This is a genomic window from Pseudomonas sp. PDM14 (assembly GCF_014851905.1).
Taxonomy (GTDB): Bacteria; Pseudomonadota; Gammaproteobacteria; order Pseudomonadales; family Pseudomonadaceae; genus Aquipseudomonas.
Genome location: NZ_JACVAQ010000002.1, coordinates 435,905 through 458,271, shown reverse-complemented (window position 1 = coordinate 458,271; position 22,367 = coordinate 435,905). Strand labels below are relative to the sequence as shown.

Below are 22,367 nucleotides of genomic sequence, written 5' to 3'. Positions count from 1 at the left end.
GATATTCATAGCCATGCCTAGTGAAAGTCGCGGCTGCGCACATTGAGTCCGGTCAGCAGCGGGGTCAGGTCGATCAGGCGCCCGGCGATCACGTGACGTACACCTTGGTGGGACTCCAGGCGCCCATCGATCTGCAACAGCTGCGACTGCAGCAGCACACGGCGCTGGCGCTCGGCGAGGTCGTGCCAGACCACTACGTTGATCATGCCGAACTCGTCTTCCAGGGTGACGAAGGTCACCCCGCTGGCGGTTTGCGGGCGCTGGCGGCCGATCACCAGGCCGGCGACGCGCACGGGCCGCTCGTGTTCGATGCCCGGCAGCTCGCGCGAGCTGCGACAGCGTCTGGCGTGTAACTGGCTGCGCAGCAGCTTCAGTGGGTGTGGGCCGAGGGTGGTGCCGAGGGTGGCGTAGTCGGTAAGCATGTCCTCGCCTGCACTGGGCAACGGTAGGGCCACCGCTGTTTCGTGGCGGGCCGGTTGCTCGGCGAACAGCGGCAGCGGTGCTTCCACCCCGGCCACCGCCCAGCGCGCACGGTGCCGATGGCCGACCAGCCCGCGCAGGGCGCCGGCATCGGCCAGCAGTTCGCGGGCGCGGGCATCCAGATTGGCGCGGCGGCTGAGGTCGTCGATATCGACATACGCTCCGCGCTGACGGGCATCGGCAATTCGCTGGCCTACCTCCTCACGCAGACTGCGAACCATGCGCAGACCGAGACGGATCGCCGGCTGCGCGCCGTCGCAGGGCTCCAGGCTGCAGTCCCAGTCGCTGTGACGCACGTCCACCGGACGGATCTGAATGCGATGGCGGCGGGCGTCCTGCAGCACCTGGTCGGGGCTGTAGAAGCCCATCGGCCAGCTGTTGATCAAGGCGCAGGCAAAGGCCGCCGGCTCGTGGCATTTGAGCCAGCAGCTGGCATAGGTGAGCAAGGCGAAGCTGGCGGCGTGGGATTCGGGGAAGCCGTAACTGCCAAAGCCTTTGATCTGTTCGAAGATGCGTGTGACAAATTCCGCGGTGTAGCCGCGTGCGGTCATTTTCGTCATCAGCTTGTCGCGATGGTGTTCCAACCCGCCGTGACGCTTCCAGGCCGCCATCGAGCGGCGCAGTTCGTCGGCTTCACCGGGCGTGTACTCAGCGGCGACGATGGCCAGCTGCATGACCTGTTCCTGAAACAGCGGCACGCCCAGGGTTCGCTCGAACACCGGTTTCAGCTCCTCGGACGGGTAGGTGACTGCCTCCTCTTTGTTGCGGCGCCGCAGGTAGGGATGAACCATGTCGCCCTGGATCGGCCCCGGGCGCACGATCGCCACTTCGATCACCAGGTCGTAGAAGTTCTGCGGCCTGAGCCGCGGCAACATGGCCATCTGTGCGCGGGATTCGATCTGGAACACGCCCACGGTGTCGGCGCGGCTGATCATTTCGTAGGTCGGTTTGTCGCCTGGAGGAATGCTGGCGATGCTCCAGCGCTTGCCGCGGTAGCGTTCGATCAGGTTGAAGCAGCGCCGCAGCGCGCTGAGCATGCCCAGTGCCAGTACATCGACCTTGAGCAGGCCGATCAGGTCGAGGTCATCCTTGTCCCACTGGATGATGCTGCGCTCGGCCATCGCGGCATTCTCCACCGGCACCAGTTGGTGCAGCGGTTGCTCGGAAATGACGAAGCCGCCTGGGTGCTGCGACAGATGCCGGGGAAAGCCGATCAACTGGTCGGTGAGGGCCAGGACCCGGCGCAGGATCGGGCTGTCGGGATCGAAGCCGGCTTCCCGCAGACGTTCGGCCGGTGGCAGCTTGTCGGTCCAGCGGCCGCAGCAGGCCGCCAGGGCATTGACCTGATCCGGTGGCAGGCCGAGTGCCTTGGCAATATCGCGCACCGCACCGGCGCCGTGGTAGGTACTGGCCACGGCGGTGAGCGCGGCGCGGTCGCGGCCGTAGCGGCGGAACACGTACTGAATGACTTCCTCGCGGCGCTCGTGCTCGAAGTCCACGTCGATGTCCGGCGGCTCGTTGCGCTCTTTGGAGAGAAAGCGTTCGAACAGCAGGTTGGAGTTCGCCGGGTCCAGCTCGGTGATGCCGAGCACGAAACACAGCGTGGAGTTGGCGGCCGAACCACGGCCCTGGCAGAGGATGTGCTGCTGGCGGGCGAACTGGACGATGTCGTGTACCGTGAGGAAGTAGCTTTCGTACTCGAGCTCTTCGATCACGCTCAGCTCTTTCTCCAGGTTTTTCCGCGCCTGCTCGGGGATGCCTCTCGGCCAGCGCCAGGGGATGTTTTTCTCGGCCAGATGGCGCAGCCAGGTGGTCGGCGTATGGTCCTCGGGCACCAGTTCCCGTGGGTATTGATAGCGCAGTTGGCCGAGATCGAAATGACAGCGCGCGGCGATCTGCAGTGTCTCGGTGAGCAGTTCGCTCGGGTAGAGCTCGGCCAGCTCCTCGTGCCGGCGCAGGTGGCGCTCGCCATTGGCGTACAGGTGCAGGCCGGCTTCCGCCACTGGCAGGTGGTGGCGGATAGCGGTCATGCAGTCTTGCAGGGCGCGGCGTCCGCGGGCGTGCATGTGCACGTCGCCGCAGGCCACCGCACGCAGGCCCAGCTGGGCCGCGAGAGCGAGCCGGCGCTGCAGCTGCCTTGCATCGTCCGGGCCGCGGTGCAGCGCCACGCCCAGCCACAGGTCCGCACCGAAGCGTTGGCGCAGCCAATCGCCGTGCTGCGGGTTCTCGTCGCTCGGCAGCCAGATCGCCAACAGGCCGCTCAGTGGTGCATCGAAGTCTTCGTGCAGCAGGCGATAGCGGCCTTTCTCGGCGCGGCGGCGGGCGAGGGTGATCAGGCGGCAGAGGGCCTGGTAGCCGGTGAGGTCGGCCACCAGCAGCACCAGCTTGGGGCCGTTCTCGATGTGCATCTCACTGCCGATGATCAGCGGCAGTTCACAGGCCTTGGCCGCCTGCCAGGCGCGAACGATGCCGGCCAGGGTGCACTCGTCGGTGATCGCCAGCGAGCGATAGCCGAGGCGTTTGGCACGCTCGAACAGTTCCTGGGCGCTGGAGGCGCCGCGCTGGAAGCTGAAGTTGGACAGGCAGTGCAGCTCGGCATACCCGGCGTTCATGCGAACCAGCCGTGCAGCAGCAACGGCCCGTCGCTGCCGACTGCGCGATAGGCCCAGCCGCGCTGACCGCTGCGGGTTTCGATCAGGTAGTAGTCGCGGCGTACGTCGCCGCCGTCCCACCAGCCGGACTCGATGCGCTCGGGGCCGGCGAGCAGGCGTGGTGCGCCGCGCAGCGGGATCGGCTCTCCTAGCAGCCAACCCGGCCGCGGAGCGTGGCTCATCGGTGGCGGGGGCGTGCTAGCACTGGCTCCACGCCAGGCGCACTCGGGGCGGTGGTCGGCCACGGCATGCAAACCATGCACGGCTTCGTCACCGAGACGCGCGCGCAGACGTTCACGCAACTGCTCCCAGGGCAGGGATTGCTGTGGCCGTTCATTGAACAGCTCGCGGTGCTCCGGAACGAAGGCCGGCAGGTCGCGGGCGATCAGGCGCAGAGCCTGCACGGGTGCGGGCAGTTGCAGGTGCTCGAGACGGCCGCGGGTCAGCTCGAAGAGCATCGCCGGTTCGCGTTCGGCACTGAGCAGGCCGACCGTGAGCTGGGTGTCTTCGCGCTCGTGGTGCTCCAGGTGCAGGGTGAAGCGCTGTACGCCGCTGTCGCGCCCGGCCAGGTAGGCGGCGAGGTCGGCGGTCAGGCGGCGCACGGGAAACAGCAGGGCCTGGTGCGATTCGACGTCGAAGTTCAGCTCGATGCGCGACTCGAAGCGGTCAGGTGGCAGATAGAAATTCAGTGCGTGCGGCCGGGTGCCGTGCAGCACGTCGAGATGGTGCAATACCTCGGCGGGGAAGCGCCGGGCCAAGGTATCGCGTGGCAGGGCCAGGACCTGGCGCAGCGTACGCAGGCCCATGCGGGTGAACGCGGTCGCCACCTCGCGGGGCAGGCCGGCGCGATCCAGTGGCAGTTGTCCAAGTAGTGGCTGCAGCGTGGTCTCGTTGTCGACCAGCAGGCCATCGTGGGCGTTGGCCAGCACACGTGCGGCCAGCGGGTTTGGCGCGGCAGTGATGCGGTGGCGAAAGCCCAGAGCGGCCAGCTCCTCGCGCAGGCGTGCTTCGAAGCGCGGCCAGGGGCCGAACAGACTGAAGCTCGATTGCACCTCCAGCAGCAAGGCACGCGGATGATCGAGGCTGACCTGCGAGCTGAAGCGATAGGCCCAGGCGGCCAGCAACTGGCGCCAGCGCTCGATCTGCGCCAGGTCGTATTCGGCGGCGGCAAAGTCGCGGCTCAGGGCCTGGGCCGCGCTCAATGCCTGGCCGGGCTTCAAGCCCAGAGCGCGGGCAGCCGGGTTCACCGCCTGCAGTACACGGCGCTGCGCCGAACCGCTGAGCAGCACCAGCGGTGCGTCGGCGTCGACGCGCTGGCGCAGCACGCCATCCATGGCCAGTTGTGGCAGCAGGATGCAGGCCCAGAGCATGCGCGCCTCAGTGCCAGACGGCCGGGATCGGTCGCGCCGGCGCCAGCCCGCCACGGCACTTGAGCACGCGCAGTTGCGCCGGGTTGGCTTCCACCGCCAGGCGCAGTGCCGCCGGTGAAGGGTTCACTGCTTCGCGTAACGGCCGGTAGGCGAACGCCAGGGTAGCGCCAGTTTCCGCAGCGACCTGCAAGCGGCGCAGGGTGCGGTCGTCGGCCTGTTGCGGCCAGCACAGCACCGCACCGCAACTGCCCGAGCGCAGGCATTGTTCGGCTGCCCACAGTGCATCGCGGCCGCTGGCTTGAATGATCTGCAGCTGGCGCAAATCGACACCGGCCGCCTCCCAGGCGACTGGGTAGGGCAGGTGAGGCGGGCCGACCAGAACTACACGTTCGCGGGTCTGGCTGAGACGAGCGAGCGTCGGCCAGAGCAGCTGCAGTTCACCGATGCCCGGCTCGGCGATCAGCAACTCGCTCAATGCCGCGTCTGGCCAGCCACCGCTGGGCAGAGCAGCGTCCAGCGTGGCATGGCCGGTCGGCTGGCTACCGGGTGGCGGCGCGCTGTGCTGGCCTTTCCAGATGCGCCGCGCATCGAGTAGGGCATCCAGGGCTACTACGGCACCCATCAGCGGGGTCCGACGATGTCGGCGTAACGCAGCGACAGGGTTGGGAAGATGACAATGTGCTGCATGGCTCAAGCTCGAAATTACTGTATATAAATACAGTAATTGGCGCAGCCACTGGCGTGCAAGTGCGGCCGATCAGTGGAGTTTCGGCGTGCGGTCGCAGCGCGGATGCAATTTACCCGGTGCTCCGCTAGGATTAGCCCCTTCCGCCCTCCAGCTGCGACGGTTTTCGATGAGTTATCAGGTTCTTGCACGTAAATGGCGTCCGCGCTCGTTCCGCGAAATGGTCGGCCAGACTCATGTGCTCAAGGCCCTGATCAACGCCCTGGACAGCCAGCGCCTGCACCATGCGTACCTGTTCACCGGCACTCGCGGCGTGGGCAAGACCACCATCGCGCGGATCATCGCCAAGTGCCTGAACTGCGAAACCGGCATCAGCTCGACCCCCTGCGGCACCTGTTCGGTGTGCCGGGAGATCGACGAGGGCCGCTTCGTCGACCTGATCGAAGTCGACGCCGCCAGCCGCACCAAGGTCGAAGACACCCGTGAGCTGCTGGAAAACGTGCAGTACGCACCCAGCCGCGGTCGCTACAAGGTCTACCTGATCGACGAAGTGCACATGCTCTCCACGCACTCGTTCAACGCGCTGCTCAAGACCCTCGAAGAGCCGCCGCCCCACGTCAAGTTCTTGCTGGCTACCACCGATCCGCAGAAGCTGCCGGTCACTATCCTCTCGCGCTGCCTGCAGTTCTCCCTGAAGAACATGCCGCCGGAGCGCGTGGTCGAGCACCTGACCCACGTGCTGACCGCCGAGAGCATCCCGTTCGAGGAAGACGCCCTGTGGCTGCTCGGCCGCGCCGCCGATGGTTCGATGCGTGACGCCATGAGCCTCACCGACCAGGCCATCGCCTTCGGTGAAGGCAAGGTGCTGGCGACCGATGTGCGTTCGATGCTCGGCACGCTCGATCACGGTCAAGTCTACGGCGTGCTGCACGCGCTGCTCGAAGGTGATGCCCGCGCGCTGCTCGAAGCCGTGCGTCACCTGGCCGAGCAGGGCCCGGACTGGAACGGCGTGCTTTCCGAAATGCTCAATGTGCTGCACCGCGTGGCTGTTGCCCAGGCGTTGCCGGAAGCGGTGGACAATGGCCAGGGCGACCGTGATCGCGTGCTGGCCCTGGCCCAGGCGCTGCCTGCCGAAGATGTGCAGTTCTACTACCAGATGGGGTTGATCGGTCGCCGTGACCTGCCCCTGGCGCCAGAGCCGCGCGGCGGCTTCGAGATGGTCCTGCTGCGCATGCTGGCGTTCCGCCCGGCGGATGCCGACGGGGCGCCGAGGTCACCGTTAAAGGACCTGGGAATCAGCAAGGCCACGGCTGATTCCTCAACAACCCCAGTGGCCGGTGCGGCTGCCGTTGCTGCACCGGTTGTTGCCATTGCCCCGCCCGCCGCTCCGGTGGTTGCCCAGACCGTAGCGCCTGCGCTGGCACCGGCGCTGGTTGCGACGCCCGTGGCTCCGGTCGCGGCGGGTGCCGCCGTTGTTGCGCCAGCTGCGCAGGTCGCCGTCGCTGAGGCGGCTGTGGCCGAGGCTCCCGCTCCGGTGGTCGATGTACCCTGGGATACGCCGGCTGTACCCGAGCCGGTAGCCCCCGCCATCAGCGAGCCGCCAGCCGACGTGCCAGTGGTGGCCGTGCAGGCAGTCGAACCCGTCGTGGCGGCGCCTGTTCAGGCCGAACCGGTTGCCGTCGCCGTGGCGCCGCAGTCCGTAGCAGCTGCGCCGGTCCTGGCCCAGGTCGCTGAAGCCGAGGAGGGCGATGACGACGAGCCGCCGCCCGGCGATTACGACTACGCCGAAGTGGATGGCGACAGCCTCGACTATGATTTCGACGTTTCGGCGGCGGAACCGGTGGCTGAGCCCGAGCCTCTGCCTGCCGCGATGCCGGCCACCGGGCTGGCGGCGGAGTGGCTGGAGCTGTTCCCGCGCCTGGGCCTGTCCGGCATGACCGGCAGCATCGGCGCCAACTGCACGCTGATCGAAGCCAATGGCGACGACTGGCTGTTGCACCTGGATCCGGGCCACAGCGCGCTGTTCAACCCGACCCAGCAGCGCCGCCTGAACGACGCGCTGAACCAGCACCTGACGCGCACCATCAACCTGCGCATCGAGCTGATCCTGCCGCAGCAGGAAACCCCGGCCCAGGCCGCCGCGCGCAAGCGTGCCGAGCGCCAGCGCCTGGCCGAGCAGTCGATCCACGACGACCCGCTGGTGCAACAGATGATTCAACAGTTCGCCGCGGTGATCCGCGCCGACTCCATCGAACCCGTGAACAGTTAAGGAGTTCACCATGATGAAAGGTGGCATGGCAGGCCTGATGAAACAGGCTCAGCAGATGCAGGAAAAAATGCAGAAGATGCAGGAAGAGCTGGCCAACGCCGAGGTCACCGGCCAGTCCGGCGCCGGCCTGGTGAGCGTGGTGATGACCGGTCGTCACGACGTCAAGCGCATCAACCTGGACGACAGCCTGATGCAGGAAGACAAGGAAGTGCTCGAAGACCTGATCGCCGCGGCGGTCAACGACGCGGTGCGCAAGATCGAGCAGAACAGCCAGGACAAGATGTCGGGCATGACTGCAGGCATGCAGCTCCCCCCCGGCTTCAAAATGCCCTTCTAGACGTGGTGCCCAGCCGCAGCACATAGCGGCGTTGCACTTCGGCCCGGGCATGCTCATTTACGCTCAGTAAACTCCGCTGCCCGGGCCGAAGCGCGCCTTGCTCTGCACCGCGTCTGATCACCACTCGCTCCGTGCGCGGCATGTGAGCAGGTCGCAGCAGTAGGGTGGATGTCGCTTCACCCATCCACCATAGCGTGCCGAGGTGGCAGTAGAGCATCGCCCACCCTGCGACCGCACGACCCCTTTATTCGAACCCACGTCGGTACCTTCCATGAGCTTCAGCCCGCTGATCCGCCAACTCATCGATTCGCTGCGCATCCTGCCGGGTGTGGGGCAGAAGACGGCGCAGCGCATGGCGTTGCAGATGCTCGAGCGTGATCGCAGCGGCGGCCTGCGCCTGGCCAGTGCGCTGACCCAGGCGATGGAAGGGGTCGGGCATTGCACGCGCTGCCGCACGCTGTGCGAGGACGAGCTGTGCCCGCAGTGCGCCGACCCGCGTCGCGATGATGCGTTGCTGTGCGTGGTGGAGGGGCCGCTGGATGTGTTCGCCGTGGAGCAGACCGGTTACCGCGGGCGCTATTTCGTGCTCAAGGGCCATCTGTCGCCGCTCGATGGCCTGGGCCCGGAAGCCATCGGTATTCCCGAGCTGCTGGCGCGTGTGTCGGCCGGCGCCTTTCGCGAGATGATTCTGGCCACCAACCCGACGGTGGAAGGCGAGGCCACGGCGCATTACATCGCGCAGATGCTCGCCGGCAAGGGCATCATCCTCTCGCGCATCGCCCACGGCGTGCCGTTGGGTGGCGAGCTGGAGCTGGTGGACGGCGGCACCCTGGCCCATGCCTTCGCCGGGCGCCGGCCAATCGAGGGCTGAACGGCGAGCGCTGTCGACTGCAAAAGGTGAGCGCGCTCAGTTGAAGCCACCGGACTCCGGTGCCTGGCTGCGGTAGTACTCGATGGCATCGACGAAGCGTTCGGCCTGCTCGCGGCTGTCCATGGAGAAGCCGCGCTGGGCCTGGCCATCGACGCGGAACAGCTGCACGGTGTAGCGGCCGCGCAGCTTATACAGCTGCACGGCGTCGATGGAGTTGAAGTAGATGCGCTCACCAGCGGCCTTGGTGTCCACCGTCACCGCCTCCCCGGCGGCGGCTGGTTCGTTGAACCCCATGAAATTGCGATCGATGTACAGCGAGGTAGGGCGCAGCGGTTGTGGCTGGGCCATCACCACATCCTCGATCACCCTGTAGGCGTCGCGCTCGGCGATGGTCTGCGCCGGGTACTCGACCAGCGTCGAGGTGCAGGCGCTCAGCAGGCAGGCAAGCAGTCCGATCCAGATTCGGTGCATGGCAGTCTCCTTGTGTACGACGGCTTATCTTCAGCATAGCCAGCACGACGGATTTCCCCCCCCAGTGCGCGGTCATAGAAGTCAGTGGCTGTGCCAAGATGGCGCCCCCAAGCTCGGTATTCCCAATCAATGACCCTGTACACCAGAACGCTGTATGGCCTTTTCCTGTGGCTCGGCCTGAGTCTCGCGGCGCAGGCTGCATCCTGCCCGGCGGGGCAGTTTCCGGTGTGCATGGGCATGTGCGTGTGCGTTCCCGACCCACGCCAGGTGCAGGAGGACATGAGCCATACCGCCGCGCCGGCCCTGGCTGACTGGCTGCTGCGCTCACGTGATACCGCTCAGGCCGAGGGCGTGCTGCCGATGCCGCCGGCGATTCGCCAACACCTGCTGGCCTACTACCCGGCCCAGTTGCTCGACGCGGCGCGCTACAAGGTCGGCAGCAACGACCAGCGCGGTGCTGCCACGGCCATGCTGCAGAACCCGGACATCCGTGCCGTGACCCTGGTCGACATCATCGTCTTTCGCACCCAGCAGGCGGCGCAGAGCGATGTTGCGTTGTGGGCCCACGAGCTCAAGCACGTCGAGCAATACCAGCACTGGGGCGTGCAGGAATTCGCCCGGCGCTACACCCGCGATTTCGATGCCGTCGAGGCGCCGGCCTATGAGGTGCAGATCAAGGTGTCCCAGGCCCTGCGTCGCGGCCAGTGAAGAGCACGCAGTAGAGCGCTTGCTCGAATGCCGCTTGAAAACCAAGCAAGCGCTCGGTTAGGGTTGTCGGAAACAATAACCGAGAGCTGCCCATGAGCGCGTTCCAGGAATACTTCGACGACTCCCACCAACTGGTTCGTGATTCGGTGCGCCGTTTCGTCGAGCGCGAGATCCTGCCGCACGTAGCGGACTGGGAGGAAGCCGAGGAGTTTCCCCGTGAGCTGTACCTCAAGGCCGGTGCCGCCGGGATTCTCGGTATCGGCTATCCGGAGCGCTTCGGTGGCAGTCACGAAGGCGACCTGTTCGCCAAGGTGGCGGCGAGCGAAGAACTGATGCGCTCCGGCTCCGGCGGCCTGGTCGCCGGCCTCGGTTCACTGGATATCGGCCTGCCGCCGGTGCTCAAGTGGGCGCGCCCGGAGATTCGTGACCGCGTGGTGCCGCAGGTGCTGGCCGGCGAGAAGATCATGGCCCTGGCCGTCACCGAGCCGTCCGGCGGTTCCGACGTGGCCAACCTGAAAACCCGCGCCGTGCGTGATGGTGACTTCTACCGGGTGACCGGCAGCAAGACCTTCATTACCAGCGGCGTACGCGCCGACTACTACACGGTGGCCGTGCGCACCGGTGGTGAAGGCTTCGGCGGCGTCAGCCTGTTGCTGATCGAGAAAGGCACGCCCGGTTTCACCGTCGGCCGCAAGCTGAAGAAGATGGGCTGGTGGGCGTCGGACACTGCCGAGCTGTTCTTCGATGACTGCAAGGTGCCGGTGGGCAACCTGATCGGCATGGAGAACATGGGTTTTGCCGGGATCATGGCCAACTTCCAGAGCGAGCGCCTGTCGCTGGCGCTGATGGCCAACATGACCGCCGAGCTGGCGCTGGAAGAGGCACTGCGCTGGGGCCGCGAGCGCCAGGCGTTCGGCAAGCCGATCGGCAAGTTCCAGGTGCTCAAGCACCGCCTGGCGGAGATGGCCACGGAACTGGAAGTGTCGCGCGAATTCACCTACCGCCAGGCCGCGAAGATGGCTGCCGGCAAGAGTGTGGTGAAGGAAATCTCCATGGCCAAGAACTTCGCCACCGACATGGCCGACCGCGTCACCTATGACGCGGTGCAGATCCTCGGCGGCATGGGCTACATGCGTGAGAGCCTCGTGGAGCGCTTGTATCGCGACAACCGCATCCTTTCCATCGGCGGTGGCTCGCGCGAGATCATGCACGAGATCATCAGCAAGCAGATGGGCCTGTAGCCCGGCATTTCCCGGCCCGGCCACGTCGCGCGGTCGAACCCTGCCGCACGATAGAGCATCCAACCCTGCGCGTAGCCCCGTAGCGGGCTACATTCTTTCTGCGCGGTCAGGTTTTCCCGGCCGTGCGCGGGCGCCCGAGGACCGGGCGCCCATTCCTGCAGCCATGCCACAAAAATGTTCAGGTCGGGGGATTCGAGATGAGCAGTGCCGTCAGTGTCGATGAGAAGAGTTTTCGCCGCATTCTGACCCGCAACGTGGCGTTGCCAATCGGCACGGGAGTCCTGGGCGCCGGGCTGTTCGTCTCCCTGATCGCCTACCTGCTGTACGTGCTGAGCTGGGTCGAGCACACCGATGCGGTGATCAACCAGGCCAACGAGGGCTTTCGCCTGTCCATCGAGCAGCAGTCGGGGTTGCGGGGTTACCTGATTGCCGGCGAGGAGCATTACCTGGCGCCGTACCAGGATGCCCGCTCGCGCCTGGGCCCGCAGATGCAGGGCCTGCGTGACCTGGTGCGCGACAACGCCCCGCAGCTGGAAAAATTACGGCGCATCGAGAGCCTGCAGGCGCAGTGGGCGGAATCGGCGGCTGAACTGATCGAGATGCGCCGCAGCGGGCAGGACATCACCACCCGGGTGCGTGAGAGCGGCGGGCGGGTGATGGAGAGCATCCGCGAGCAATTCAACAGTTTCATTGCCACCGAACAGCAGCTGCGCCATGACCGCAACGACAAGGCTGGCTCCACCGCCATTATCACCATTGCCCTGTACCTGCTGTTCAACTTCTCCTTCAGCGGGTTGCTGGCGTTCGTCGGGCGGCGCGAGCTGCTCGGCCTCTCGACCTTCTACGGGCGCATGCTGGAGCAGCAGCAGGCGCACAACGAACAACTCAAACAGCAGGCCTGGCTGCGCGAAGGGCAGTCGCAACTGGCCGAGCGCATCGTCGGCCAGCCGAACATGGTCGCCATCGGTCGTACGGCCCTGGCCTTCATCGGCCATTACCTGGATATGGTGGTAGGTGCCTTCTACGTGCGCCAGGACGACGGCAGCCTGCAGCGCGTGGCCGATTATGGCTTTTCTCCGGAGCAGCAGGCGCAGCCGCAGTCGTTCAAGGATGGCGTCGGCCTGGTCGGTCAGGTTGCGGTGGAGCGCCGTGTACGCGTGTTGGAGGGGCTGACGACCAATTACCTGCAGGTCAACTCGGGCCTGGGCCACGATGATCCGTTGGCGGTGATCCTGGCGCCCCTGGAGAACGAGGGTGTGGTCAACGGGGTGATCGAACTGGGCTTCCTGCGCCCGGTGAGCGAGCAGGAGCAGACGCTGCTTCGCGCGATTGGCAGCAACCTGGGCACGGCCCTTGAGGTCGCCCGCTACCGCCAGCGCCTGCACGAGGTGCTCAGCGAAACCCAACAGCTCAACGAAGAATTGCAGGTGCAGCAGGAGGAGCTGAAAAGCGCCAATGAAGAGCTCGAGCACCAGGCGCAGATGATTCGCGAATCCCAGGCCAGCCTGGAGGTGCAGCAAGCCGAGCTGGAGCAGACCAACGAACAGCTGAGCAACCAGACCCGTTTCCTGACCCACCAGCGCGACGAGCTGGACCAGCGCAACCATGCCCTGGCCGAGGCGAGGGGCGAGCTGGAAACCCGCGCGGTCGAGCTGCAGCGCGCCAGCCGCTACAAGTCCGAGTTCCTCGCCAACATGTCGCATGAGCTGCGCACGCCGCTGAACAGTTCGCTGATCCTCTCGCGGCTGCTGGCCGACAACCGCAAGGGCAACCTCGACGAACAGCAGACAAAGTACGCCGAACTGATCTACTCCTCCGGCAAGGATCTGCTCAACCTGATCAACGACATCCTCGACCTGTCCAAGGTCGAGGCCGGGCGGCTGGAGCTGCGCCCCGAGGAAACTTCGCTGCAGCGCCTCACGGAAAACCTCGAGAACCTGTTCCGCCCGCAGGCCGTGGAGCGCCAACTGGACTTTGCGGTGAGCATCGCTGCGGGGACGCCGGCGCAGTTCGTCAGCGATAGCCAGCGGGTCGAGCAGATCATCAAGAACCTGCTGTCCAACGCCTTCAAGTTCACTCGCGCCGGCAAGGTCGGGCTGCAGGTGAGCGCGGCCGAGGACGGCATTGCCTTCGCCGTCAGCGATACCGGCATCGGCATCAGCGAAGAGCAGCAGGGCATCATCTTCGAGGCCTTCCGCCAGGCCGATGGCAGCACCAACCGGCTGTTCGGCGGCACCGGCCTGGGCCTGTCCATTTCGCGCAACCTGGCGCAGGTGCTGGGCGGGCATATCTCGGTCAACAGCACGCCGGGGCAGGGCAGCGTATTCACCCTGTGGCTGCCGCTCGACTACCCGCAACATATCGACGCTATCGACGAAGCCCTGGCGGGCGGGCACGAGCTGTTCGTTGCGCCACCGCCGCAGCCAGCTGCTGTACCCGAGAATGTGCCGCGGCTGCCGCCGAGCTTCGCCGATGACCGCGAACGCGAAGCCGCCGGGCGCTGCGTGCTGGTGGTCGAGGATGAAGCCAAGTTCGCGCAGATTCTCTATGACCTGGCCCGTGAGCTGAACTACCGCTGCCTGGTCGCGCACAGCTCCACCGAGGCGCTGAGCCTGCTCAGGGAGCATCGCATCGATGCGATTCTGCTCGACATGCGCCTGCCGGACGAGCCGGGCCTGTCGCTGCTGCAGCGGCTGAAGGAGGAGCCGAGCACCCGACACATCCCGGTGCACGTGATCTCCACCGACGACCGCACCGAGCTGGCGCTGCACCTAGGCGCCATTGGCTACGCGCAGAAGCCGGCGACGCGCGAGTCGCTGGTCGAGGTGTTCTCGCGCCTGGAGGCCAAGCTGACGCAGAAGGTCAAGCGCGTACTGGTGGTGGAGGGCGATGCCCAGCAGCGCGACAGCATCAGCCAACTGGTGGATGACGAGGACATCGAGGTCACCGGCGTTTCCCACGGCGAACAGGCCCTGGAGCTGCTGCGGCAGACCTCGTTCGACTGCATGATCACCGATCTGAAACTGCCGGACATGCACGGCAACGAACTGCTCACGCGCATGGCCGGCGAGCGCATCGACGGCTACCCGCCGGTGATCGTCTACGTTTCGCGGCCGCTGACCCGTGGCGAGGAAGAGGACCTGCGCAAGCATTCACGCTCAATCATCATCAAGGGTGCCCGCTCACCGGAGCGTCTGCTCGACGAGGTCACCCTGTTCCTGCACAAGGTCGAAGCGCCGCATGCCAGCGACGCCCAGCGCCAGCTTAGTGCGCGCAACCGTGACAAGGTGTTCGAGAACCGCCAGGTGCTGGTGGTCGACGACGACATGCGCAACGTCTATGCGCTGATCAGCGCGTTGGACGAGAAGGGCGTCAAGGTGGTCAGCGCGAGCAACGGCCAGGAGGCGCTGGACAAGCTGGAGAAGAACCCCGGAATCGACCTGGTGCTGATGGATGTGATGATGCCGGTGATGGATGGCTTCGAGGCCATGCGGCGGATTCGCCAGAACCCGCGCTGGGGCAAGTTGCCGATCATCGCGGTGACGGCCAAGGCGATGAAGGACGATCAGGAACAGTGTTTGTCGGCCGGTGCCAGCGACTACCTGGCCAAGCCGCTCGATCTGGAGCGGCTGTTCTCGCTGATTCGGGTGTGGCTGCCGCGTCAGGAGCTTTTTTAGGAACTCCAGCGAACGTAGAACCGCTTTACGATTTTTTGGACTAGAGCCAGACAAGGCAAAAGCAGTCGAGGAAGCGGAGTTTACGAGCTGTAAATGAGCATTCCGATTGGACTCGCATCCGAGACTGCTTTTAACGCGGTCTGGCTGACGGACAAGAGATCGTAAAACGGTTCTCAGCGCTCGCTGAGTTCGAAGGCCGTCAGGGTGAAGGTGGGAATGCCCATGTCCTGCAGCTTGCGCGAGCCGCCCAGCTCGGGCAGGTCGATGATGGCCGCGGCTTCGTGCACGCTGGCGCCCATGCGTCGCACCAGGCGAGTGGCGGCCAGCAGGGTGCCGCCCGTGGCGATCAGATCATCGAAAATCAGCACCGAATCGCCTTCGCAGAGGCTGTCGGCGTGGACTTCCAGCAGCGATTCGCCGTACTCGGTGAGGTAGCTCTCGGCGAGCACGTCGGCCGGTAGCTTGCCCTGCTTGCGGAACAGGATCAGCGGCTTGTTCAGTTCGTAGGCGATGATCGAGCCGATCAGGAAACCGCGTGCATCCATCGCCGCGATATGGCTGAACTCGGCCTCGACGTAACGCTGGATGAAACTGTCGGCAACCATGCGCAGCGCGCGCGGCGACTGGAACAACGGGGTGATGTCGCGAAACACCACGCCCGCCTTGGGGAAATCCGGCACCGGGCGGATCAGGGATTTGATGCTGAATTCGTCGAAAATCATCGGCACGCTCCTGCGGCTGCGCTGGGCCGAGGATTATCAGCCATCCATGCTGCCGCCGGCCAGCGCGCACAGCTCGATGGGGTCGAGAATCTGCACTTCCTTGCCCTCGGCGACGAGCAGGCCGTTTTGCTGGAAGCGGGTGAACACGCGGGACACGGTTTCCACCGCGAGGCCCAGGTAGTTGCCGACTTCGTTGCGCGACATGGCCAGGCGGAACTGGTTGGCCGAGAAGCCGCGGGCGCGGAAGCGTGCAGAGAGGTTGACCAGGAAGGTGGCGATGCGCTCGTCGGCGGTCTTCTTCGACAGCAGCAGCATCATCTGCTGGTCGTCGCGGATCTCGCGGCTCATCACGCGCATCAGCTGGCGGCGCAACTGCGGCAGCTGTACGGAGAGTTCGTCGAGACGCTCGAAGGGGATTTCGCACACCGAGGTGGTTTCCAGCGCCTGGGCCGAGACCGGGTAGGTCTCGGTGTCCATGCCGGAGAGGCCGACCAGTTCGCTCGGCAGGTGGAAACCGGTGATCTGCTCTTCACCGCCGTCGGTGAGGGTGAAGGTCTTCAGCGCGCCGGAGCGCACGGCGAACACCGAATCGAAACCATCGCCCTGGCGGAACAGGAATTCGCCCTTCTTCAGCGGGCGCCCGCGCTTGACGATTTCATCCAGGGCATCCATGTCTTCCATATTCAGCGACAGGGGCAGGCACAGCGGCGCCAGGCTGCAATCCTTGCAGTGGGCCTGGTGTGGCGCGTGCACTTTGATGGTCTCGGACATCAGGGAAGATCCTTGCTAAACACCCATGAAGCGCAAGGTTAACGCAAGGCGAGCAGTTATCGCCAGCGATGTGGCGTCGCAGGCTGACTGGGTGTTCAAGTTTCGCTGCGTGGCACCGATAACCGGGCATGGATATTCAACGTGCTCGACATGCGCATTGACGCGGGACATCTCACCGAACGGCTGGCCGCCAGTGTCCAGCGACCGGCCGCGCGCAACGCCGCCGATAGCGTTGAAAGCGGCGAAAACACGGTCACCGGCAGTGTGCAGGAGGGCGTGCGTGTCACGCTTTCCGAACTGGGCCGCGCCCGTTCGACGGAAAAGAACAAGGACATCGACGACAGCGACCTGCCGGACACGGTCAAGGACCTGTTGAAGATGATCCGTTCGCTCAAACAGCAACTGGCCGCCAAGCAGGCCGAGCTGGACGCGCTGATGGCCGCACAGAACCTCGACGACAGCCGGCGGACCAAGACCGAGGCGCTGCAGACCGAGATCAACTCGCTGCAGAGCGCACTCACCGGGGCCAACGCCAGCCTGATCAAGGCCATGCGCGACGCCGGCCTGAGCCCGGAGCAGATGCAGACCGCCGGCACGCTGGCGCTGGGCTGAGCGGCCTCGGCGCCGCTCAATTCTGTTTGGCATTCAGCTCGCGCCGGGTTGCGTCAGCCAGCTCGCGGATAACTGCGGGAAGTCCGAAACAGGTTCTCAGATCACCCGTGAGAAACGCTGGTTGTTCTGCTGCTCCAGGTAGCGGTCGAACAGCATGCACAGCGAGCGCACCAGGAGGCGGCCCGCCGGGCGCACATCGATACCGCGCTCGGTCAGGGCGATCAGGCCGTCGCGGTTGAGCTGTTGCAGCTGCGGCCAGATGGTACCGAAGTAGCAGCGGAAATCGATCTCGAACTGCCGTTCGATGGCGGCGAACTCCAGCTGGAACTCACAGATCAGTTGCTGGATCACCGCACGGCGAATGCGGTCGTCGTCGTTGCAGTTCAGGCCGCGCAAGGTGGCCAACTGGCCGTTGTCGATGCTCTGCTGGTAGTTGCCCAGGTCGCTGCTGTTCTGGCAGTACAAGTCACCGATCTGGCTGATCGCGGAAACCCCCAGGCCGATCAGGTCGCAATGGCCGTGGGTGGTATAGCCCTGGAAGTTGCGTTGCAGGCTGCCGTCTTCCTGGGCGGTGGCCAGCTCGTCGTCGGGCAGGGCGAAGTGGTCCATGCCGATGTAGCGGTAACCCGCTGCGGTGAGCTGCTCGATACTACCCTGGAGCATGGCCAGCTTGTCGCCGGGGCTGGGCAGGTCTTCGCTGTTGATGCGCCGCTGCGGCATGAAACGTTCCGGCAGGTGCGCGTAGTTGAACACCGAAAGGCGGTCCGGCTGCAGGGCGATGATTTCGGCTACGGTGCGGGCGAAGCTCTCCGGGGTCTGCTTGGGCAGGCCGTAGATCAGGTCGATGTTCACCGAGCGGAACTGCAGGGTGCGTGCGGCTTCGACGATGGCGCGGGTCTCTTCCAGGCTCTGCAGGCGGTTGACCGCGCGCTGCACCACCGGGTCGAGGTCCTGCACGCCGAGGCTGACGCGGTTGAAGCCGAGTTCGCGCAGCAGGCCCATGGTCGACCAGTCGGCCTCGCGTGGATCGATCTCGATGCCGTAGTCGCCGGAATCGTCATCCTTGAGGGTGAAGTGCTGGCGCAGGCTGGTCATCAGGCGGCGCAGTTCGTCGTGGCTGAGGAAGGTCGGCGTGCCGCCGCCGAAGTGCAGCTGCTCGACGACCTGCTGACCGTCCAGGTGGCAGGCGATGGAGGCGATTTCCCGCTCCAGGCTTTCCAGATAGGGCAGGGCGCGGCCGCGGTCCTTGGTGATGACCTTGTTGCAGGCGCAGTAGTAGCAGATGTTCGCGCAGAACGGCACGTGCACGTACAGCGACAACGGGCGCAGCGCTTTGCGGCTGTCGCGCAGGGCGTGCAGCAGGTCGAACGAGCTGACCGCGTTGCGGAACTGCACGGCAGTCGGGTAGGAGGTGTAGCGTGGACCGGGCAGATCGTAGCGGCGGATCAGGTCGGTGTCCCAGCGGATGGCGTCGAGCATGCTGTGGTCCCTGGAATGGCGAGCAATGCCTGCGAGTCTAGGGAGCTGAGCGACAGGTGATCTTGACCTGTATCAAGAGGGCGGCAGCTCGTCGCAGGCTCGGGGCTGGGCGGCGAGTGCCGCGCTCAGTGGCCCATCAGCCAGTGCTGGTGCGGTCCGGGCAGGGTCCACAGGCCGAAAAGGATCACCAGCAGGCCCCCGGCCATGCGCGCGCCGCGCTTGCGCAGCAGCGCGGTGAGCCGCTCGGCGGCCATGCCGGTGGCCAGCAGCACTGGCCAGGTGCCAAGGCCGAAGGCGAGCATCAACAGCGCGCTGTCCAGCGCCGAGCCCTGGCTGGCGGCCCAGAGCAGGGTGCTGTAGACCAGGCCGCACGGCAGCCAGCCCCAGATCGCTCCCAGCAGCAATGCGCGTGGCAGGCTGCTGACCGGCATCAGGCGGCTGGCGATGGGTTGCAGGTAGCGCCACAGGTAGCGGCCGAGGCCTTCGATGCGCGTCAGCCCGCTCCACCAGCCGGCCAGGTACAGGCCCATGGCGATCAGCAGCAGGGCGGCGATCACCCGCAGCACCATCGCCGCCGGGCTGCTGGCTACGGCCCAGCCGGCGAGGCCGATGAGCAGGCCGGCGAGGGTGTAGCTGAGGATGCGGCCGAGGTTGTAGGCGAGCAGCAGGCGCAAGCGCCGCGCGCGCTGCTCCGGCGGGATGGCCAGGGTCAGTGCGCCCATCAGGCCGCCGCACATGCCCAGGCAGTGACCGCCGCCGAGCAGGCCGAGGATCAGCGCGGAAACCAGCAGTGGCGCCAGTTCAAGCACGAGGCGGCTCCTGCCGGTCCTGTTCGGTCTCGTCGGCTTCGGCGATACCGGCGGCGTGCTGCGGGTCTTCGTCGTCGAACAGGATGCTGTGCGCCGGGCTGTCGAGGTCGTCGTACTGGCCGCTGTTCACCGACCAGATGAACAGCAAGATGGCGAACGCGACCAGGCCCACGGCAATCGGAATCAGGATGTAGATGGCGGACATGGAGACTCCGGGATGCGGCTAACAGAGCGTAGGGTGGATGTCGCTTCTTGCATCCACCATGGCGTGGTGAGTGCTAGTCGAGTGGGTTCATCAACGCACGCGGGCCAGGCGCAGAGCGTTGATGACCACCAGCAGCGAGCTGATCGACATGCCGAAGGCGGCCCACAGCGGGGTGACCCAGCCGAGCGCGGCGAACGGCAGCACCAGGCCATTGTACAGACTGGCCCAGAGCAGGTTCTCGATGATGATGCGCCGCGTGCGCTTGGCCACGGCAAAGGCCTGCACCAGGCTCGACAGACGGTTGGACAGCAGCACCGCATCGGCACTGGTCTTGGCCAGGTCGGTGGCGCTGCCCATTGCCACGCTGATGTCGGCGCCGGCCAGCACCGGCACATCGTTGACGCCGTCGCCAAGCATCAGCACACGGTGGCCGTTCTGGTGCAGCTCGTGCAGCACCGCCAGTTTGGCGTCCGGAGTCAGGCCACCGCGGGCGTCGCTGATTTCCAGGCGGCGGGCGACGTCGGCGACCATCGGCGAGCTGTCGCCGGACAGCAGGATCACGTTCCAGCCCTGTTCGCGGCAGGCCAGCAACAGTTCGCCGGCGTCCTCGCGCAGGCGGTCGTCGAGGACGAACCAGGCCAGCGGGCCCTGCTCATCGCCGAGCAGCAGCCATTGGCCCTGATTGCCGGGAATCGCTGGCGCCGCCTGCCCGCTGAGGGCCGCGACGAAGGCGGGCTGGCCGATGCGCAGGCGGCGTTGTTCCATCACGCCCTCCAGGCCCTGGCCCGGAGTGCTGACGATCTGTTCGGCGCCTTCGTTACGGTGGCCGAAGGCGCGGGCAATCGGGTGCTCGGAGCCGTGTTCGAGGGCGGCTGCCAGGCTCAGGCAGTGGTCCTGGTCGAGGTCGCGCAGGGGCTGCACGCTGCTCAGGGTCAGGCGGCCCTCGGTGAGTGTGCCGGTCTTGTCGACGATCACCGTATCGATGTGCTTCAGCCCTTCGAGCACATGGCCGCGGGTCAGCAGCAGGCCGAGCTTGTGCAGGCTGCCGGTGGCGGTGGTCAGTGCGGTCGGCGTGGCCAGCGACAGTGCGCACGGGCAGGTGGCGACCAGCAGCGAGAGGACGATCCAGAAGGCGCGCTCGGCGTCGATTTGCCACCAGACCAGGCCGACGATGGCGGCGACGCCAAGGACGATGAGCAGGAACCACTGCGCCACGCGGTCGGCCAGCTGGGCCAGGCGCGGCTTGTCGACCTGCGCGCGCTCCAGCAGGCGGACGATGGCTGACAGGCGCGTGTCGTTGCCCAGCGCCTGCACCTCGATGGTCAGCGGGCCTTCGACGTTGAGCGTGCCGGCGGTGACCAGATCGCCGGCGATACGCGGCAGCGGCAGGTACTCGCCGGTGAGCAGCGATTCGTCGACGCTGGACTGGCCGTCGAGGATGCAGCCATCGGCCGGCAGCAGCGAGCCGGGCGGCACGCGCACCTGGTCACCGACGCGCAGCTCGCGCAGCAGCACGCGCTCGGTCTGGCCCTGGACATCGACGCGCAGGCAGGAGGCCGGCAGCAGGTTGACCAGCTGGGCGGTGGCGGCGGCCGTGCGTTCGCGGGCACGGCGCTCCAGGTAGCGGCCGGCGAGTAGGAACAGGGCGAACATGCCGACTGCATCGAAATACAGCTCGCCGACGCCGGTCACTGTCGACCAGATGCCGGCGACGTAGGCGCCGCCGATGGCCAGCGACACTGAGACGTCCATGGTCAGGTGGCGAGTGCGCAGGTCGCGCAGGGCGCCGCGGAAGAACTGGCCGCAGCAGTAGAAGACGATGGGCGTGGTGAGGAACAGGCTGACCCAGCGCAGGATGGTATCCAGCTCGGCGGAGAGGTCGATGTTGAACTCCGGCCAGGTGGCCATCGCCGCCATCATCACCTGCATCCACAGCAGGCCGGCGACGCCGATCTGGCGCAACGACTTGCGGTTTTCCTCGGCCAGCCGCGCACTGGCCTCGTCGGCCTGCCAGGGGTGCCCGGCGTAGCCGATGGCGCGCAGCTCCTTGAGCAACTGGCTGAGCGGCAGCTGGCTGTCGGCCCAGCGTACGTTGAGGCGCTGGTTGGACAGGTTGAGGCTGGCCTCGGCGACGCCGGGCAGGCCACGCAGGTGTTTTTCGATCAGCCAGCCACAGGCAGCACAACTGATGCCTTCGATCAGCAGGCAGGTTTCACTGAGGTCGCCCTCGTGGAGGACGAAACCGCGCTGCACTTCGTCGCGGTCATACAGCTCCAGCTCGTCCGGCAGCGCCTTGGGCAGCGCCTGCGGGTTGACCGCACTGTCGCTGCGGTGGCGGTAGTAGCTTTCCAGGCCACCGGCGACGATGGCCTCCGCCACGGCCTGGCAGCCCGGACAGCACATGGCCCGCGTCTCGCCGAGCACGCGGGCCTCGAAGTGGCTGCCGGCAGGAACCGGCAGGCCACAGTGGTAGCAGGGCAGGGGCTGGGTCATGGCCGGGTGCGCGTCATTCACCCAGTTTCAGGGTGACGCCGTTCTGCACCTCTTCTTCCTCGAACAGGCGCCAGTCCTTGCCACCTTCCTGGCCGATCAGCTCGACGAAACGGCGGCCTTCGACCGCATCGATCATCTGCCCGAAGTAGCTGCCGTCGCCCTGCGGCTGCAGGATCACCCGGCGGTCGCGCTCGGGCTGGGTCGGTGAGAGCAGGTTCAGGGTCAGCTGGCGCGGACCGCTGTTGCCGGACAGGTGCAGGGTGACCGTGCCAGCTTCGTTGTCCAGCACCAGGCTGGCCTTGAGCTGCAGGCGCTGGGCGAGGTTCTCGCGCTCCAGCGAGGTGTTGATGCCCTTGCCCACGTCGTAATAATTGTCCGAAATCAGCCCTGGCGGGTTCTTCGTGGCGATCACCAGCATCGATGTGCCGAGGACCACGGACATGCCGAGCAGGCCGAGGATGAACCAGACCCAGAATTCTTTGTACCAGGGTCTGACGGGGTTTTCCGATTGCATGC

Annotated in this window: 18 protein-coding genes; 7 read left to right on the top strand and 11 right to left on the bottom strand. The window is 66.1% G+C overall.

Annotated elements, in window-relative coordinates:
* Nucleotides 1-17 precede the first annotated feature (17 nt).
* The 3 genes from IB229_RS14755 to imuA are packed head-to-tail and all read right to left on the bottom strand — an operon-like array spanning nucleotide 18 to nucleotide 5,123.
* Nucleotides 18-3,092, bottom strand: a complete 3,075-nt coding sequence (locus tag IB229_RS14755) for an error-prone DNA polymerase (protein WP_192330249.1) — start codon at nucleotides 3,090-3,092, stop codon at nucleotides 18-20.
* A complete protein-coding gene (locus IB229_RS14750; RefSeq protein ID WP_192330247.1) occupies nucleotides 3,089-4,501 on the bottom strand; it encodes a Y-family DNA polymerase in 1,413 nt (470 codons plus the stop codon). The genes IB229_RS14755 and IB229_RS14750 overlap by 4 nt, the downstream gene beginning before the upstream one ends.
* A 7-nt stretch (nucleotides 4,502-4,508) precedes the next feature.
* Complete coding sequence (gene imuA / locus IB229_RS14745) at nucleotides 4,509-5,123, bottom strand: translesion DNA synthesis-associated protein ImuA (RefSeq protein WP_192330245.1); 615 nt, start codon at nucleotides 5,121-5,123, stop codon at nucleotides 4,509-4,511.
* 232 nt (nucleotides 5,124-5,355) lie between these two features.
* Between imuA and dnaX the strand changes: the two genes are divergently transcribed.
* From dnaX to recR, 3 genes are all read left to right on the top strand, one after another.
* Nucleotides 5,356-7,455 (top strand): DNA polymerase III subunit gamma/tau, encoded by a 2,100-nt coding sequence (gene dnaX / locus IB229_RS14740; RefSeq protein WP_192330243.1) that lies wholly within the window; start codon nucleotides 5,356-5,358, stop codon nucleotides 7,453-7,455.
* Between the two features lie 10 nt (nucleotides 7,456-7,465).
* On the top strand, nucleotides 7,466-7,792 hold the full coding sequence (locus tag IB229_RS14735; RefSeq protein WP_179621669.1) for a YbaB/EbfC family nucleoid-associated protein: 327 nt from the start codon (nucleotides 7,466-7,468) through the stop codon (nucleotides 7,790-7,792).
* Between the two features lie 271 nt (nucleotides 7,793-8,063).
* Nucleotides 8,064-8,663 carry a recombination mediator RecR gene (recR, locus tag IB229_RS14730; RefSeq protein WP_192330241.1) on the top strand — a complete coding sequence of 200 codons (600 nt, stop codon included), beginning with the start codon at nucleotides 8,064-8,066 and terminating at the stop codon, nucleotides 8,661-8,663.
* A 36-nt stretch (nucleotides 8,664-8,699) separates the two neighbouring features.
* Here the strand turns inward: recR and IB229_RS14725 are convergent, their stop codons facing one another.
* Nucleotides 8,700-9,134 carry a hypothetical protein gene (locus IB229_RS14725; RefSeq protein WP_192330239.1) on the bottom strand — a complete coding sequence of 145 codons (435 nt, stop codon included), beginning with the start codon at nucleotides 9,132-9,134 and terminating at the stop codon, nucleotides 8,700-8,702.
* A 129-nt stretch (nucleotides 9,135-9,263) separates the two neighbouring features.
* Between IB229_RS14725 and IB229_RS14720 the strand changes: the two genes are divergently transcribed.
* The 3 genes from IB229_RS14720 (at nucleotide 9,264) to IB229_RS14710 (ending at nucleotide 14,760) form a co-directional block, all read left to right on the top strand.
* Nucleotides 9,264-9,842, top strand: a complete 579-nt coding sequence (locus IB229_RS14720; protein WP_192330237.1) for a DUF4157 domain-containing protein — start codon at nucleotides 9,264-9,266, stop codon at nucleotides 9,840-9,842.
* 92 nt (nucleotides 9,843-9,934) lie between these two features.
* The gene (locus tag IB229_RS14715; protein WP_192330235.1) at nucleotides 9,935-11,083 is read left to right on the top strand and encodes an acyl-CoA dehydrogenase family protein; all 1,149 of its coding nucleotides are present in this window, start codon (nucleotides 9,935-9,937) and stop codon (nucleotides 11,081-11,083) included.
* Nucleotides 11,084-11,280: 197 nt separating this feature from the next.
* Nucleotides 11,281-14,760, top strand: a complete 3,480-nt coding sequence (locus IB229_RS14710; protein WP_192330233.1) for a response regulator — start codon at nucleotides 11,281-11,283, stop codon at nucleotides 14,758-14,760.
* A 173-nt stretch (nucleotides 14,761-14,933) separates the two neighbouring features.
* On the opposite strand, the gene IB229_RS14705 is transcribed toward IB229_RS14710, so the two are convergent.
* Together IB229_RS14705 and fnr are read right to left on the bottom strand one after the other, a co-directional pair.
* Entirely contained in the window at nucleotides 14,934-15,482 is a 549-nt protein-coding gene (locus IB229_RS14705; protein ID WP_192330231.1) for an adenine phosphoribosyltransferase, read from the bottom strand.
* 36 nt (nucleotides 15,483-15,518) lie between these two features.
* Nucleotides 15,519-16,253, bottom strand: coding sequence for a fumarate/nitrate reduction transcriptional regulator Fnr (fnr, locus tag IB229_RS14700; protein WP_192330229.1), 735 nt, complete (start codon nucleotides 16,251-16,253; stop codon nucleotides 15,519-15,521).
* A gap of 150 nt (nucleotides 16,254-16,403) precedes the next feature.
* On the opposite strand from fnr, the gene IB229_RS14695 reads away from it, so the two are divergent.
* Entirely contained in the window at nucleotides 16,404-16,865 is a 462-nt protein-coding gene (locus tag IB229_RS14695) for a hypothetical protein (RefSeq protein ID WP_192330227.1), read from the top strand.
* A gap of 96 nt (nucleotides 16,866-16,961) precedes the next feature.
* Here IB229_RS14695 and hemN read toward each other — a convergent pair whose 3' ends face one another.
* The 5 genes from hemN to IB229_RS14670 form a co-directional block, all read right to left on the bottom strand.
* Nucleotides 16,962-18,344: an oxygen-independent coproporphyrinogen III oxidase gene (gene hemN, locus IB229_RS14690; RefSeq protein ID WP_192330225.1), complete on the bottom strand. Its 1,383-nt coding sequence runs from the start codon at nucleotides 18,342-18,344 to the stop codon at nucleotides 16,962-16,964.
* Between the two features lie 125 nt (nucleotides 18,345-18,469).
* A complete protein-coding gene (locus tag IB229_RS14685; RefSeq protein ID WP_192330223.1) occupies nucleotides 18,470-19,153 on the bottom strand; it encodes a sulfite exporter TauE/SafE family protein in 684 nt (227 codons plus the stop codon).
* Nucleotides 19,146-19,358 (bottom strand): cbb3-type cytochrome oxidase assembly protein CcoS, encoded by a 213-nt coding sequence (gene ccoS / locus IB229_RS14680; protein WP_192330221.1) that lies wholly within the window; start codon nucleotides 19,356-19,358, stop codon nucleotides 19,146-19,148. The genes IB229_RS14685 and ccoS overlap by 8 nt, the downstream gene beginning before the upstream one ends.
* Nucleotides 19,359-19,448: 90 nt before the next feature.
* Nucleotides 19,449-21,851 (bottom strand): heavy metal translocating P-type ATPase, encoded by a 2,403-nt coding sequence (locus tag IB229_RS14675; protein WP_192330219.1) that lies wholly within the window; start codon nucleotides 21,849-21,851, stop codon nucleotides 19,449-19,451.
* A 13-nt stretch (nucleotides 21,852-21,864) separates the two neighbouring features.
* Nucleotides 21,865-22,365, bottom strand: coding sequence for a FixH family protein (locus IB229_RS14670; protein WP_192330217.1), 501 nt, complete (start codon nucleotides 22,363-22,365; stop codon nucleotides 21,865-21,867).
* Between the last annotated feature and the right edge of the window lie 2 nt (nucleotides 22,366-22,367).

Excerpts from the sequence above, each read along its gene's own strand:
- IB229_RS14695 (WP_192330227.1), top strand. The coding sequence starts at position 16,404 with ATGCGCATTGACGCGGGACATCTCACCGAACGGCTGGCCGCCAGTGTC.
- recR (WP_192330241.1), top strand. The coding sequence starts at position 8,064 with ATGAGCTTCAGCCCGCTGATCCGCCAACTCATCGATTCGCTGCGCATC.
- IB229_RS14710 (WP_192330233.1), top strand. The coding sequence starts at position 11,281 with ATGAGCAGTGCCGTCAGTGTCGATGAGAAGAGTTTTCGCCGCATTCTG.
- imuA (WP_192330245.1), bottom strand. The coding sequence starts at position 5,123 with ATGGGTGCCGTAGTAGCCCTGGATGCCCTACTCGATGCGCGGCGCATC.
- IB229_RS14715 (WP_192330235.1), top strand. The coding sequence starts at position 9,935 with ATGAGCGCGTTCCAGGAATACTTCGACGACTCCCACCAACTGGTTCGT.
- IB229_RS14735 (WP_179621669.1), top strand. The coding sequence starts at position 7,466 with ATGATGAAAGGTGGCATGGCAGGCCTGATGAAACAGGCTCAGCAGATG.
- IB229_RS14725 (WP_192330239.1), bottom strand. The coding sequence starts at position 9,134 with ATGCACCGAATCTGGATCGGACTGCTTGCCTGCCTGCTGAGCGCCTGC.
- dnaX (WP_192330243.1), top strand. The coding sequence starts at position 5,356 with ATGAGTTATCAGGTTCTTGCACGTAAATGGCGTCCGCGCTCGTTCCGC.
- IB229_RS14670 (WP_192330217.1), bottom strand. The coding sequence starts at position 22,365 with ATGCAATCGGAAAACCCCGTCAGACCCTGGTACAAAGAATTCTGGGTC.
- hemN (WP_192330225.1), bottom strand. The coding sequence starts at position 18,344 with ATGCTCGACGCCATCCGCTGGGACACCGACCTGATCCGCCGCTACGAT.
- ccoS (WP_192330221.1), bottom strand. The coding sequence starts at position 19,358 with ATGTCCGCCATCTACATCCTGATTCCGATTGCCGTGGGCCTGGTCGCG.
- IB229_RS14720 (WP_192330237.1), top strand. The coding sequence starts at position 9,264 with ATGACCCTGTACACCAGAACGCTGTATGGCCTTTTCCTGTGGCTCGGC.
- fnr (WP_192330229.1), bottom strand. The coding sequence starts at position 16,253 with ATGTCCGAGACCATCAAAGTGCACGCGCCACACCAGGCCCACTGCAAG.
- IB229_RS14705 (WP_192330231.1), bottom strand. The coding sequence starts at position 15,482 with ATGATTTTCGACGAATTCAGCATCAAATCCCTGATCCGCCCGGTGCCG.
- IB229_RS14675 (WP_192330219.1), bottom strand. The coding sequence starts at position 21,851 with ATGACCCAGCCCCTGCCCTGCTACCACTGTGGCCTGCCGGTTCCTGCC.
- IB229_RS14755 (WP_192330249.1), bottom strand. The coding sequence starts at position 3,092 with ATGAACGCCGGGTATGCCGAGCTGCACTGCCTGTCCAACTTCAGCTTC.
- IB229_RS14750 (WP_192330247.1), bottom strand. The coding sequence starts at position 4,501 with ATGCTCTGGGCCTGCATCCTGCTGCCACAACTGGCCATGGATGGCGTG.